At 64.1% G+C, this 12,804-nt stretch carries 13 protein-coding genes; 11 read left to right on the top strand and 2 right to left on the bottom strand.

Translation table 11 applies throughout. From position 1 onward, the window contains the following. Position 1: 1 nt before the first annotated feature. A complete protein-coding gene (locus D4A92_RS06615) occupies positions 2-1,429 on the top strand; it encodes a mannitol dehydrogenase family protein (RefSeq protein WP_203018867.1) in 1,428 nt (475 codons plus the stop codon). Positions 1,430-1,909: 480 nt separating this feature from the next. Here the strand turns inward: D4A92_RS06615 and D4A92_RS06610 are convergent, their stop codons facing one another. Then, positions 1,910-3,337 (bottom strand): ISNCY family transposase, encoded by a 1,428-nt coding sequence (locus D4A92_RS06610; protein ID WP_203018865.1) that lies wholly within the window; start codon positions 3,335-3,337, stop codon positions 1,910-1,912. 578 nt (positions 3,338-3,915) lie between these two features. On the opposite strand from D4A92_RS06610, the gene D4A92_RS06605 reads away from it, so the two are divergent. Continuing rightward, positions 3,916-4,548, top strand: coding sequence for an exopolysaccharide biosynthesis protein (locus D4A92_RS06605; RefSeq protein ID WP_246754037.1), 633 nt, complete (start codon positions 3,916-3,918; stop codon positions 4,546-4,548). Between the two features lie 169 nt (positions 4,549-4,717). Next, positions 4,718-5,197, top strand: coding sequence for an MgtC/SapB family protein (locus tag D4A92_RS06600; RefSeq protein WP_203018864.1), 480 nt, complete (start codon positions 4,718-4,720; stop codon positions 5,195-5,197). A gap of 214 nt (positions 5,198-5,411) precedes the next feature. Here the strand turns inward: D4A92_RS06600 and D4A92_RS25050 are convergent, their stop codons facing one another. Next, complete coding sequence (locus D4A92_RS25050) at positions 5,412-5,645, bottom strand: hypothetical protein (RefSeq protein ID WP_246754088.1); 234 nt, start codon at positions 5,643-5,645, stop codon at positions 5,412-5,414. A gap of 143 nt (positions 5,646-5,788) precedes the next feature. On the opposite strand from D4A92_RS25050, the gene D4A92_RS06590 reads away from it, so the two are divergent. Genes D4A92_RS06590 through D4A92_RS06555 form a run of 8 tightly spaced genes read left to right on the top strand, consistent with a single transcriptional unit; the run spans position 5,789 to position 12,778 of the window. Continuing rightward, on the top strand, positions 5,789-6,286 hold the full coding sequence (locus tag D4A92_RS06590; protein WP_203018863.1) for a Na+/H+ antiporter subunit E: 498 nt from the start codon (positions 5,789-5,791) through the stop codon (positions 6,284-6,286). Beyond that, positions 6,279-6,545 carry a monovalent cation/H+ antiporter complex subunit F gene (locus tag D4A92_RS06585; RefSeq protein ID WP_140984673.1) on the top strand — a complete coding sequence of 89 codons (267 nt, stop codon included), beginning with the start codon at positions 6,279-6,281 and terminating at the stop codon, positions 6,543-6,545. Before D4A92_RS06590 ends, D4A92_RS06585 begins: the two co-directional genes overlap by 8 nt. After that, positions 6,542-6,868 (top strand): cation:proton antiporter, encoded by a 327-nt coding sequence (locus D4A92_RS06580; protein WP_203018862.1) that lies wholly within the window; start codon positions 6,542-6,544, stop codon positions 6,866-6,868. Before D4A92_RS06585 ends, D4A92_RS06580 begins: the two co-directional genes overlap by 4 nt. Continuing rightward, positions 6,865-7,827, top strand: coding sequence for a hydrogenase subunit MbhD domain-containing protein (locus D4A92_RS06575; RefSeq protein ID WP_203018861.1), 963 nt, complete (start codon positions 6,865-6,867; stop codon positions 7,825-7,827). The genes D4A92_RS06580 and D4A92_RS06575 overlap by 4 nt, the downstream gene beginning before the upstream one ends. 1 nt (position 7,828) lies before the next feature. After that, complete coding sequence (locus D4A92_RS06570) at positions 7,829-8,167, top strand: NADH-quinone oxidoreductase subunit K (protein ID WP_246754036.1); 339 nt, start codon at positions 7,829-7,831, stop codon at positions 8,165-8,167. Continuing rightward, positions 8,164-9,618 (top strand): complex I subunit 5 family protein, encoded by a 1,455-nt coding sequence (locus D4A92_RS06565; RefSeq protein ID WP_203018860.1) that lies wholly within the window; start codon positions 8,164-8,166, stop codon positions 9,616-9,618. The genes D4A92_RS06570 and D4A92_RS06565 overlap by 4 nt, the downstream gene beginning before the upstream one ends. Continuing rightward, positions 9,615-11,093, top strand: coding sequence for a proton-conducting transporter membrane subunit (locus D4A92_RS06560; protein WP_203018858.1), 1,479 nt, complete (start codon positions 9,615-9,617; stop codon positions 11,091-11,093). Before D4A92_RS06565 ends, D4A92_RS06560 begins: the two co-directional genes overlap by 4 nt. After that, positions 11,090-12,778: a complex I subunit 5 family protein gene (locus D4A92_RS06555; protein ID WP_203018856.1), complete on the top strand. Its 1,689-nt coding sequence runs from the start codon at positions 11,090-11,092 to the stop codon at positions 12,776-12,778. The genes D4A92_RS06560 and D4A92_RS06555 overlap by 4 nt, the downstream gene beginning before the upstream one ends. Positions 12,779-12,804: the final 26 nt, after the last annotated feature.

Here is a 12,804-nt window from a genome sequence, read left to right as displayed (position 1 = left end):
GTTGCAAAGGCTCTCCAGCACGACAGGTCTTCCAGATACGGTTCGGCAACCGCGTTTCGATCGGACGAAATTGAAACCCGGCATCGTGCATATCGGGATCGGCGCCTTCCACAGGGCGCATCAGGCGGTGTTCACGCAGCGTGCTCTGGAAGCCGAATTCGGACCCTGGGGCATCATTGCCGTAAACCTGCGTTCGCCCGAGCCGGTCGAGGCACTCGCCGCCCAGGAGGGCCTCTATTCCACCACCACTCGCAGCGAGGCAGGCGATCAATCCGAAGTCATCGGCGCCACCGTCGACTGGATCTGCGCCGCCAACGATCGTGCCTATGTGCTCTCGGCCCTGGCCGATCCGGCGATCCGTGTGGTGACGCTCACCGTGTCGGAAAAAGCCTATGGTCTTGATCCGGTAACGGGCGGGTTGGACCACGCTCATCAAGCCGTTGCCGCGGACCTCAAGACGCCGAACGCGCCAGTCGGTGTGCTCGGCTTCCTCGTAGAGGCGCTTGCCTTACGCCGTGCTGCAGGGCTTCCCCCCTATACGGTTCTCTGTTGCGACAATCTACCATCCAACGGCAAGGTCGTGCGCCGCCTGGTTCTGGAGATGGCACAGCTGCGCGATCCGACGCTGGCCGATTGGATCGCCGAGAAGGGTCGGTTTCCCTCCTCCATGGTCGACCGAATCGTGCCCGCCGCGACCGACGCCACCCGGCTGCGGGCCGGAAGACTGCTCGGCGCCCAGGACGCACTGGCAATCGATACCGAGCCCTTCTTACAATGGGTCATCGAGGATGACTTTGTCTCCGGTCACCCCGCCTGGGAGGCCGGCGGTGCAATCTTCACCGACGATGTCGAGCCCTACGAGAAGATGAAGCTGCGCTTGCTGAACGGCACGCATACGCTGCTCGCCCATCTCGGGATCCTCGCCAACCTTGACTATATCCGCGACGTGATGGCCGTGCCGGATCTGGCGGCAAAGGCGCGGCTGCATATGGAAGAGGTCGTCTCGACGCTCGATCCGGTGCCCGGCATCGAGCTTGGCGGCTACATCGATGATCTGCTGGCGCGCTTTTCCAATCCGACCATCGACCATCGCAACCTCCAGATTGCGCAAGACACCACGCAAAAACTGCCGCAACGAATTCTAGCGCCTGCCGTCGACGTGCTGGCGAAAGGTGAGACGGCGGTCGCGACGGCCTATGCCGTGGGGGTCTGGATGGCGTCGGTTAAGAAGCGAGGCGATTGTGACGACCCACGTCGCAGCGAGGTCATTGCAGCGGCAGCCAGCATGGATGCCATGGACCTTTCCGGATCCTTCTTTTCAATCCCCGGTCTTTTTCCGCCTGGGCTACGGGCGGCCCGCGACTGGCGGGACAGGGTCAATGCTGCGATCCTGTCGTTCTGGGATAGCGGCGCTGCTAGCCCTCGTTAGTCTCTTTATTGGCAGGTTAGATGAGAGTGTCCGGGGCGCCGACACGGTTGGCCAACGAACTGCAGGACAGACTTGGAACACAGTGCTCCGGCGCCAAGCAGAGTGAGCCATTGCATTCGGGCCGTTGTTACCCTGACTGTGGATCAGCTCGTTGCCGAACGCGGTCATACCTGTCCACTTTCGCTGACTGAGACGCGAAGCGTCTATCGGACGAATGGTCTTTTGATGTTGTTTGGATTGATGTGTTTGGGGGATTTGGTTGCGGGGGCCTGATTGCACTGAGACTTGCATAATTTCCACGTTGAGAGGGCTAAAGTTAGCCCTTGTCAAAGCTGGTTAGAGACGCGTGCTCATTAGCCAGTTAGAAACGCGACACTTGCGCTGCCGATCAGCCCCGATCTGAGCGGCAGACCCGCTTGCAAGATCAGATCGGGGCGGGTGGGGCGCACCTCTTCGGCTTTAGCTTTGAGACGGGAAATGTCACTCCGCGGCTTCCATGCGCGCCAAAGCCTTCTTCCTTTTGGCGATGACTTCCGGATCGTTCATGAAATCCGTCCGAGGGCCGGACTTGCGGCCGCGCTTCTGATAACCGTTTCCAATGCTACCGTCCCGAATGCCAAACATATGATCTTTCTGACCCGTCCGGGATGGGCCGCTCTTGCTGCGCTCAAGTTGGCGCCCGGCCTGCATCTCAGCAACGATCGACAGCATGTCATCCAGCCGCTTGTTGTCGACGACCTGCGCTCGATGCACAGACCGTAATTTGTCGAAAGTTCTGTAGGGCAGGGAAAAGCTCTGATGCATGATCTCCAGCCTGCCGTCCGGATAATCACAGACGACGACCTTCTGCCCAGCCAGTGGCTGCGAGATCTCGGTCGGATCGAGAATGAACAGCACCTTGTCGTAACGTAGCGTCAAAGCCTGCGACAGGGTGCGGACTTCCTTGCGGCACATAGCACCGTCCAGGTTCTCATGATCAGCGAGAGGCCGATGCATGTCCTTCGGATTGCGCGGCACCTTGCCAAAACGTATATTGAAGTCTTCAATGAACTCCGGTGCATAGGAATTGGCCGCATCAATTGTGCTGATGCCCCGCAGCCGCATCTCTTTCACCAGGCGATCCTGCAGCGTCTGATTGGCCCGCTCGACCCGGCCTTTAGCCTGAGGCGTGTTGGCGCAGATGATGTCGATGTTCAGCTCATAAAGCGCGCGACCGAATTGTGTCAGACCGGTCGTCCTGTCCGTCTTCGAAGCATTGGTCGACCGGAAAACACCATGCTTGTCGCTGTAGAATGCAAGCGGCTTACCCCATTGCTGCAGATAAGCCTTCGTCGCATGCAGGTAGTCAAACGTGTTCTCCGACCCAGCAAATCGTAGATGTAGAAGCTTTCCTGTAGCGTCATCGATATAGACGAGGAGGGCGCATTTGGGGCCGCGGTTCTCGAACCACCAGTGATGCGATCCGTCGATCTGCACCAGTTCACCAAAGCAATCCCGCCGGCCGCGAGGCTGAAAAACACGCCTCTTGCGTTCCCGGCGAGAGACCCAGATGCCGGCATCAGTCATCCATTGCCGCAGCGTCTCCTTGGATACCGAGATCCGATGCAGCTCGATCAGCTTCTCGCGTGCCAGCGTCGGACCAAAATCCAGATAGCGTTCGCGGATCAGGTCCAGCGCCGCATTGCGAAACTCTTCGCTGTGGCGCCGGTTACTTGGTCGAGATCGCTTCTTTGACACCAGACCGGCTGCACCATCAAGGTCATAGGCCTGCAGCAGCCGATGGACCTGACTTCGACTAAGATCGAGCAACTCGGCTGCCTGTACGACGCTAAGGCGGTCGTCACGGATCTTCTGAATGACTTCGAGGCGATGCAACTCTCTCTGCGACATGGTGATCAACAAGGACATGACGACTCCGACCGCTCATGGTCTCGACCAAGCTCGAAGTCGTCATCCTTGCTCCCGACGTTGGCGTTGACCAGTGCATCAAGAGGCGAGACTGTCGCATCTCTAACTGGCCCAACTGTCGCATTACTAAATAGCCGCTACAGCCCTTTGTGGGGTAAGCATAATTATGGAACCGTTTGATGTTCGAGAGTTTAATGATTGAGACGGCAGCTTGGAATCAAGATTGAGCGATGAGATCCGTCACGTGGACAGATGCGCTACGGCACCTACGGCGACTATGCTCGTTCTTTCACTCCTTTGCCCAAGAGAACGATAGAACCTTGAAGAGCGCCTGGACTTTGCCATACGAATAGCGCGCAGGATTTGGCGAAAGCAATCCTGTATTCGTTCGTTGGAAACATCATCGAGCAGCCGCTAGACTTGCCAATGATCTACTGGGATGTAGTTGCAGTCCCCATCGATACGTAATAGGGTAACACGCGATCGTATACCGTTGAGTGTTCACCCTGAGCTTCAGTCCCCTGCTGCTCTGTCCAATGCAAGGGGCTTTGGCTCCAGCTTACCTTCAGGAGATCATTTTGGAAGATCAACGCACTGGCGAAAAGCTGGCGTCTCAGGGTGTAGCCTCTTCAGCACTTTTTTCCATTGCAGAACTTGCACGAGAACGCGGAAGTCTGTCGCTAGGCGAAGTAATCGCGACGATGGGCACCGCTGGAATGGCGTTCGCGATCCTGATTCTGGCCCTCCCCGCTCTAACACCAGTTCCTGGTCCAATCGGTCTCGTCTTTGGGTCTGCACTCGCCGTCGTCGCTGCGCAAATTGCCATTGGTCGGAAATCAGTCTGGCTTCCTGATTTTTTGAAGCATCGACGTCTATTCTCAAATGTGCTGGAACTTATCGTAAAGCACACAGCGCCCCACGTTTCTCGAGTAGAGCGTCTAGTCCGCGTCGATCGCATGAAGTTTCTGACTGGACCATCTGCCCAGATTCTCATCGGTTTGCCGGTCCTGATGATGGCAATCGCCATCGCGCTGCCGATCCCACTCGGTAACTTTCTGCCAGTCATATCGCTGGTGGTGCTGGCAATCGGCCTGATGGAGAAGGATGGCCTGATCACGCTGGTCGGCGTTGTGCTCAGCATTGTAGCAGCGAGTGTGACAGTCTTTCTGATTTACGGGGCTGCATCTGTCGCAGGTAATGTTGCACGTTGATAATGTCATTGCCTCGACAACGCGCAGACCCTGCTCTGTCCTGGAAGAGGATCCGCTCATCCGTCGCTGCTATCTGAACTTGCGACCCTGCGAATTCTGTTGGCCCGTCGTTGGTCTGTGCTGCTCCGTTTCGTCGACTGCTTTATGAACTGGATAAGGAAGATGCTGCGTGCTTGAAGAAATCTGGTCTGCCATCGTCAGGGAATTCTCCGACATTCCCGACGCTTCTACGCTGACCCTCATCACAGTCCGTCTCGTGGTTGCGGCGATGTTGGGCGGGATCCTTGGGTACGAACGTGAACGTAAAGGGAGAAGCGCCGGCGTGCGTACCCACATGCTTGTGGCCGTCGGTGCAGCACTTTTCGTTATCGGCCCCTTGCAAAGCGGCATTGAAGTGGGAGACCTGTCACGCGTGCTACAGGGTGTCGTGCAGGGAATTGGTTTTTTGGGGGCCGGCGCGATTATGGTTCGATCCGCACAGCATCAGATTGAAGGGCTGACCACAGCGGCAAGCATCTGGGCGACAGCCGGGATCGGCATCATCGCTGGGCTTGGCCTGGAAGCAACTGCGGTGTTGTCGACAGCAATCGTTTTACTCATTCTTGCCGTCGTACCCCTCATTTTGCGAAAGCAATCGGATTCGGGATGAGTGTCTCATGATCAAGATGACGGCTCAGAGACAGATAGATGTCGCAGTCGCATCGGCTTGATACCCACAGCCTATAAAAATGAGGGGCCTGCAAGGCGGCACACTCATCTCGGCCCGTTGTGCCAATTAGCAGATTCCGAGGCCGTTGACAGCATTCCGAGGATTGACGTTCCAGATACCCGCTCAGCATTATGTTTTCGGAAAACACCGCCCACTAAGAAGCGATCAAGACTTCGACACCACGTCGCTCGAACTCCTTTGCGACCCGATCCGAAATTCCATCGTCGGTGATCAGAGACTGGACGACATCAAGTGATCCAAGGCGGGTGAACGACGAGCGCCCGATCTTGGTGGAATCGGCCACCAGATGGACATGGGCTGCCGCCTTGATCATAGCTTCCTTGAGCTGAAGATCAGCAAAGCTTGGATAGGTGAGCCCAGCTTCCAGATCGACACCGGAAGCGCCTGACGTTTATACCCAGATGGCAAAGCAATTGTCCACCTTGGACGTTTGCTGCCCGTTTTCGGTTGTGGTGGTCTGCGGAATAGTGTTTAACTGTTGAATGGGCCCAATTGCACCCTGAGGATTCGATGCAGCTTGTCTCAGTTCTGAATCGGTTAGCCATCTTTGGAGCCCTCTGGGTCGTACTGACAGGCGGCGGGGTCGATTCCCTAGCATATGGCGCGGCCGCAGTCGCCGTGGCAACGGTGCTCAGCCTGCTGATCTATCCGGTTGACCGGCCCGGTGTTGTCGTTTGGCGCGCGGCGGCGATACTGCCCCGGTTTCTGGTGCACAGCGGGTTGGGTGGGCTGGACGTCGCGCGACGTGCTTTCGATCCACGCCTGCCGATTTCGCCAGGTTGGGTCGACATCCCCTTGTCGAGCCGGCATGACGCGGCCAATGTTCTGTTGGGGGGGCTGATCAGCATCCTGCCAGGCACGTTGTCCGCCGGACCGGGCGACGGCGAAATGGACATACACGTCCTGTATCTGCCGAATTTCACGCCGGGCGAGGTTCAAGCCGACGAAACCCGTATCCACGGTCTGTTCGACAGCCGCATCACTGAATATGGTGCGACGCATGGCTGACTGGTTCACCCTTGTCGCGATCTTCCTGCTCTTGACCGTCGCGGCGGCGCTGGTGCGCTGCTGGCGCGGGCCCGGCCCGGTCGAGCGGATCATGGCCGCCCAGCTTGCCGGCACCGGGGTGATCGGCGTCGCCGTCGTCCTTGGCGCGGCGCGTGGAGATGCGGCCTTCCTCGACGCGGCGCTGATCGGCACGCTGCTGGCGGCCATTGCGGTGACCGCCTTCGTGCGTGGCACCGCGAAACCCGGGGCAAAGGAATGAGCTGGATCGATCTGGCGGTGCTGGCGCTCCTCGGCGCAGGGCTGGCCTTCTACGCCGCGGGCTCGCTGGGGCTCTTGCGCTTTCCCGACACCGCCTCGCGGCTGCACGCGCTGACCAAGGCAGACAACCTTGGCCTTGCGCTGATGGCGCTGGCTGCGGCGATTTACGGCGGGTCGCTGGCGGTGGCGGCCAAGATCGCGCTGGTCTGGCTTTTCGCGGTGATCGCGGCGGGCACTACCTCGCAGCTGCTGGCCCGGCGCGCCCGCCTGGACGAGGCCCGCCTGGACGATGCCGACAGCGCGCCGGACGGCGGCCTGCGATGACCTTCGCCTTCGACCTCATCCTGTGCCTGATGATCCTCGGCACTGCGGCCATCGCGCTGTTCGTGCGCGACGCACTGGCCGCGATCGCCTTCTTCATCGCCTTCGGCAACCTGATGGGCCTAGCCTGGCTGGGGCTAGATGCCGTAAACGTGGCGCTGGCCGAGATCGCCATCGGCGCGGGCGTCACCGGGGTCCTTCTGATCCTGGCGCGGGCGCGGCTGCTGGCCTTGGGGGATGCCGCGACATCCACCGGCTCGCCCCTGTTGCTGCGGCTGGGGGCCCTTGCCGCCTGCGCGGGGTTCGTGGTCCTGCTGGCGGCGGCGGTGCTTTCGATCCCGCCCGAAAGCGGGCTGGACCGGGTGGTGGCACCGCTGATGCCGGGGCTTGGCATCGAGAACCGGGTGACGGGCGTCCTGCTGGCCTTCCGCGCCTATGACACGCTCTTGGAAAGCTTCGTCCTTCTGGGCGCGCTGGTCGCGGTCTGGTCGCTGGCCCCGGCGGGGGCCTGGCCCGGCCGCCCCGCCGATCCCGGCATGACGGATGCGCCGATGCGCCGGGTTGCGGGCACCTTCGGCCAGCTGCTCCTGCCGGTGGCGCTGGTGATGGCGGCCTATCTGGTCTGGGCCGGATCGGACCTGCCGGGCGGCGCCTTCCAGGCCGGGACGGTCCTGGCGGGCGGCCTTCTGGTGGCGGCGATGGGCGGCACCATCGGCCTGCCGTCCAGCGACCGGCCGCTGCTGCGCGCGGCACTGGTGCTGGGGCCGGCGGTGTTCCTGGCGATCGGGCTGGCCGGGATCGCGGCGGGCGGCCTGCTGGTCTATCCCGAGGGGATGGCCAAGGCGCTGATCGTGATAATCGAATACGCCCTTTTCCTGTCGATCGGGGTGACGCTGGCCTTGCTGGTGGCCGGCCCGCCGGTCCCCGGCGCGTCGGACCCAAACCCGGAAGGGAAGGGCTGAGATGGACTTGCCGCTGTCCGACATCCTGTCCGCCGGGCATCTTTATGCCCTGACCGGCGCGGTGCTGGTGGGTCTAGGGCTTTACGCCTTCATCACCCAGCGCCACCCCTTGCGCCAGCTGCTGGCAGTCAACGTGGTCGGGGCCGGAATCTTCCTGATCCTGGGCAGCCTTGGCCGCGGCCCCGACGCGACCGATCCCTTTCCGCAGGCGCTGGTCATAACCGGCATCGTCGTCGCGGTCGCGCTGACCGCCTTCGGCGCGGCGATGATCGTGCGGCAGGCCGAGACGCGGGCGGCGGCGAAACCTGCCGCCGACGATAACGCAAGGGGCGCTTCATGAGCCCGCTTGACCTTGTGGTGGCCGTGCCGCTTTGCTGCATGGTGGCGGCGCTGATGCTGGGCCGGGCGGCGCGCTGGCTGATCCTGCTGGCGGCACCGCTGATAGCGGGGCTGGCGCTGTGGCTGGCGCTTTTGCCGCCCGATGCCGCCTATCTGGTCGGCCAGTGGGAGCTGCCGCTGGGCGTCCTGCTGCGCGCCGACGGGGTGGCGCGGCTGATGATCCTGACCACCGCCCTGGTGATCGGCGCGGTCGGGCTGCATGCGCTGGCCGAGCCGCCGGAAAAGCCCGGCCACGCCGCCCAGGCCGAGACCTTCTGGCCGCTGGTCTACCTGCTATGGGCCGGGGCGAATGCGGGGTTCCTGACCACCGATCTCTTCAACCTTTACGTCACGCTCGAGATGGTCAGCCTGGCCGCGGTGGCACTGGCGGCGATGGGCTCGCTGGCGGCGGCACTGCGCTATTTCATGATCGCGCTCCTCGGCTCGCTGGCCTATCTTCTGGGCGTGGCGCTGATCGTGGCACGCTACGACACGGTGGACGTGACCCTGCTGGCGCAGCTGGCCGAGCCTGATCTCGCGACGCTCATGGCGCTGGGGCTGATGACGGCGGGGCTTTTGATCAAGGCGGCGCTGTTCCCGATGCATGGCTGGCTGCCGCCCGCCCATGCCGCCGCCCCGGCCCCGGCCAGCGCGCTTTTGTCGGCGATCGCGGTCAAGCTGGGTTTCGTCATCCTGGTGCGGCTGTGGTTCGAGGCTTTCCCCGCCATCACCGGCCCGGCCGCGCTGCAGGTGCTGGGCGGGCTTGGCGCCGCGGCGGTGCTTTACGGCTCGGTCCAGGCGATGCGGCAGGACCGGCTGAAGGCGCTGGTGGCCTATTCGACAGTTGCGCAGGTCGGCTATCTGTTCCTGGCCTTTCCGCTGGTCGCGGGGGCCATTGACCCCGGCGACGCCTGGGCCGGGATGACCTTGCAGGCGGTGGCGCACATGCTGGCCAAGGCCGCGATGTTCCTTGCCGCCGGGCTGATGCTGAAGGCCGCCGCCGGAGACCGGATCGCCGATCTGGGCGGGCTGGCGCAGGCGATGCCGCTGACCGTCACTGCCTTCGGGCTGGCGGCGGTGTCGCTGATGGGGCTGCCGCCCTCGGGCGGGTTCACGGCCAAGTTCCTCCTCCTGACCGCCGCGATCGAGCAGGGCGCCTACCTATACGCCGGGGTGCTGATCCTGGGCGGGCTTCTGGCGGCGGTCTATCTTTTCGGCGCGCTCGCGGCCTGCTTTGCCCCCGCGACAACCCCGCGCGCGCCGGTCACCAGCGGCTTGCGCACGGCCGCGCCGCTGGCACTGGCGGGGCTGGCCATCGTGATGGGCTTTGGCGGCACAGCACTGGTCGAGCTGTCGGCGATCGCCGCGCCCTGGGCCGAACCTGCGGCAATCCTGCCGGAACCCGCGCCATGATGACCTTCGCGCCCTTGGCTCTGATCCTCTTGCCGCTGGCCGCCGCCGTGGTCAGCTTTGCCCTGCCGGAACGGCTTTCGGCCTGGCGCAATGCCGCGAACCTTGGCGTGGCTTGCGTCAAGCTTGTGGTGGTGACCTATCTGCTTATGCAGGCCGAGGCGGGCCTCGTGTTCGAATGGCGCTACGAGTTCCTGCCCGGCCATGATTTCGTTCTGCGGCTGGACCCGCTGGCGCTTCTGTTCGTGACGCTGTCGGTGTTCTTGTGGCTTCTGACCACGATCTACGCCATCGCCTATTTCGACCGGGGTCCGAACCTGCCGCGCTTCTTCGGCTTTTTCAACCTCTGCGTGCTGGCGGCGACCGGCGTGGCGATGTCGGGCACCGCGATCACCTTTTTCCTGTTCTACGAACTCCTGACGCTGGCGACCTGGCCACTGGTCGCGCACAAGGGCGACGAAAAATCGCTCAGGGCCGGGCGGATCTACCTGACCTACACGCTGGCCGGCAGCGTCGCTTTCCTGGCCGGGATCCTCTGGCTGCAATCGCTGGTCGGCCCAATCGAGTTCGCCACCCCGCCGGACCTTGCCGGCGTTCCCGCGCTGACCCTGACGCTGATCTTCATCCTGTGCATCGGCGGGCTGGGGGTGAAGGCCGCGATCTTCCCCTTCCACGGCTGGCTGCCCGAGGCGATGGCCGCCCCCGCCCCGGTCAGCGCGCTTTTGCACGCCGTGGCGGTGGTCAAGGCCGGGGCCTTCGGCATCGTGCGGATGATCTATGATGTCTACGGCATCGGCACCGTGGCCGAACTGGGCCTTGGCGTGCCGCTGGCGGCGCTGGCTTCGGTGACGATCCTTTACGGCTCGGTCCGGGCGCTGATGCAGAGAGACCTGAAGAAGCGGCTGGCCTATTCCACCGTCAGCCAGGTCAGCTACATCGTGCTGGGTGCCAGCCTGATCGGGCCTTTCGCGGTGATCGGCGGGCTGGTGCATCTGGTGCATCAGGGCATCATGAAGATCACGCTGTTCATGTGCGCGGGCGCGCTGGCGAACCGGATGGGGATCAAGGCGATTGCCGATCTCGACGGTGCCGGGCGGCAGATGCCGGTGACGATGGCGGCGTTCTCGGTGGGGGCGCTGGGGATGATCGGGATGCCGCCGGTCGCGGGCTTCCTCTCGAAATGGTATCTGGGGATCGGGGCGCTGCAATCGGATGCGGCCTGGGTAGTCGCGGTGCTGGCGGGGTCATCGCTGTTGAACGCCGCCTATTTCCTGCCGCTCCTCTACCGCGCCTGGCTGTTGCCACCGCCGGCCGACCGGCCCGCCATCCGCGAGCTGGCCACCACCCGCGACCGGATGCTGATCCTGCCCGCCGCGTTGACGGCCCTGGTATCGCTGGGGGCAGGCATCTTCGCCTCGTTGCCGTTCAGCCCGCTGGGCTGGGCCACGCTGATCGCCGAGGGGGGCTACCTTCGATGACCGCCGACCTGACCCTCCTTCTGCCGCTGGCCGTGCTGTGGCCGATGCTGCTGGCCGGGCTGGCGCTGCTGCCGGGCTGGGGCCCGCGCATGCTGACGTTTCTGCCGCTTGGCCCCCTGCCGGCACTGGCCGCCGCTCTTTTCGCGCCGCGCGACACGCCCGTCGCGCTGCCGGGGGTGCTTCTGGACGGCGGGCTGGACCTGACTGCGACCGGCGCGATCTTCCTTGGCGGAGCGGCGGTTCTGTGGTTCTGGGCCGGGGTCTATGCTGCCGTCTACCTGCGCCGCGACGGGCGGCCCGCCGCCTTTGCGCTGTTCTGGAACCTGGTGCTGGCGGGCAATCTGGGCGTCTTCATCGCCGCCGACATCGTCAGCTTCTATGTCTTCTTCGCGCTGGTCTCGCTTCTGGCCTATCCTCTGGTGATCCACGACCGCCAGCCCGCCTCGATGCGGGCGGGGACGGTCTATCTGGTGCTGGCGGTCACGGGAGAAGTTGCGATCCTGGTCGGGCTGATGCTGGCCTCGTTCGGGGCGGGCGGCGCCATCGGCATCGAGGCGGTGCGCGCAGGGTTAGCCCTGCCCTCGGCGCATCCGGCGGCGCTGCCGCTCCTCATCGTCGGTTTCGGGATCAAGGCCGGGCTGATGCCGCTGCATGTCTGGCTGCCGGTGGCGCATCCGGCAGCCCCGGTGCCGGCCTCGGCGGTGCTGTCGGGGGCGATCGTCAAGGCCGGGATCTTCGGCATGGTGGCCTTCCTGCCGCTGGGCACGCCTGCGGCGGTCGCGGGCAATGTGCTGATGATCCTGGGCTTTTCCGGCCTGTTCCTTGCGGCGCTGCTGGCGGTCGGGCAGGCCGGGGCCAAGTCGGTACTGGCCTATTCCACCGTCAGCCAGATGGGTCTGGTCATGGGGGTGCTGGGCGTTGCGCTGGCTGCGGGCAGCGCGCCCGCCACGGTGCTGCCGGCGGTGGCGCTGTTCGCATTGCATCACGGGCTGGCCAAGGGGGCGCTGTTCCTGGGCGTCGGCCTCGCGCCGCTCTGCGGGCGGGCCTGGCGCTGGGGGTTGATGGCGGTGCTGGCGGTGCTGGGCCTGTCGCTGGCCGGGATGCCGCTGCTGGCCGGGGCGCTTGTGAAATCGGCGATGAAGGACCCGGCCGGAGCGCTTGGCGCGACGCTGATCGGTCTGTCCGCACTGACCACGGCGCTGGCCATGGCGCGCTATCTGGCGGTGCTGCCGAAGGCGAAACCGCGCCGCCGCCCGCCGCTTCTGATGGCTCTGCCGTTCCTGGCGCTGGCCGGGGCGGCGCTATGGCTGCCCTGGCTGCTTTACGCCGATGTGACCGGCAAGTCCCCGCTGGCGGCGGACCTCGCGTCGAAGCTGGCCGAGGCCTGGCCGCTGGGTCTCGCGGTGCTCTTGATCGCGGGCGCGGTCGCGGTCGGGTTGAAGCCGCCCGCCCTGCCCGAGGGCGACGCGCTTGGCCCGGTGCAGCGCCGGGCAGCGGCCCTGACCGCCGCCGCAAGGGCTGCCCTGCGCGCCGGGTCACGGTCGCTGCGCCGCTCGCGCCCGCGAAAGCAGGCCGTCATCGGCGAGGATCTGGACCGGATCGAGGACATCTTCCGCGAAGGCGCCGCCGCCGCCATCCTGCTGCTGGCCATCGCGGGGGCGGTCGTCGCGGCCAGCCTGATCTAGACTGGCCCGACTTTGGCCCGACTTCG

Origin of the sequence: Rhizobium rosettiformans (assembly GCF_016806065.1) — a bacterium.
Taxonomy (GTDB): Bacteria; Pseudomonadota; Alphaproteobacteria; order Rhizobiales; family Rhizobiaceae; genus Allorhizobium.
The sequence above is the reverse complement of the archived record's forward strand: the minus strand, read 5'-3'. Positions and strand labels throughout refer to the sequence as shown.

What these genes read in the sequence shown, in the direction of transcription:
- D4A92_RS06610 (WP_203018865.1), bottom strand. Translation starts at nt 3,337, where the DNA reads ATGTCCTTGTTGATCACCATGTCGCAGAGAGAGTTGCATCGCCTCGAA.
- D4A92_RS06590 (WP_203018863.1), top strand. Translation starts at nt 5,789, where the DNA reads ATGCAGCTTGTCTCAGTTCTGAATCGGTTAGCCATCTTTGGAGCCCTC.
- D4A92_RS06585 (WP_140984673.1), top strand. Translation starts at nt 6,279, where the DNA reads ATGGCTGACTGGTTCACCCTTGTCGCGATCTTCCTGCTCTTGACCGTC.
- D4A92_RS06580 (WP_203018862.1), top strand. Translation starts at nt 6,542, where the DNA reads ATGAGCTGGATCGATCTGGCGGTGCTGGCGCTCCTCGGCGCAGGGCTG.
- D4A92_RS06575 (WP_203018861.1), top strand. Translation starts at nt 6,865, where the DNA reads ATGACCTTCGCCTTCGACCTCATCCTGTGCCTGATGATCCTCGGCACT.
- D4A92_RS06570 (WP_246754036.1), top strand. Translation starts at nt 7,829, where the DNA reads ATGGACTTGCCGCTGTCCGACATCCTGTCCGCCGGGCATCTTTATGCC.
- D4A92_RS06565 (WP_203018860.1), top strand. Translation starts at nt 8,164, where the DNA reads ATGAGCCCGCTTGACCTTGTGGTGGCCGTGCCGCTTTGCTGCATGGTG.
- D4A92_RS06560 (WP_203018858.1), top strand. Translation starts at nt 9,615, where the DNA reads ATGATGACCTTCGCGCCCTTGGCTCTGATCCTCTTGCCGCTGGCCGCC.
- D4A92_RS06555 (WP_203018856.1), top strand. Translation starts at nt 11,090, where the DNA reads ATGACCGCCGACCTGACCCTCCTTCTGCCGCTGGCCGTGCTGTGGCCG.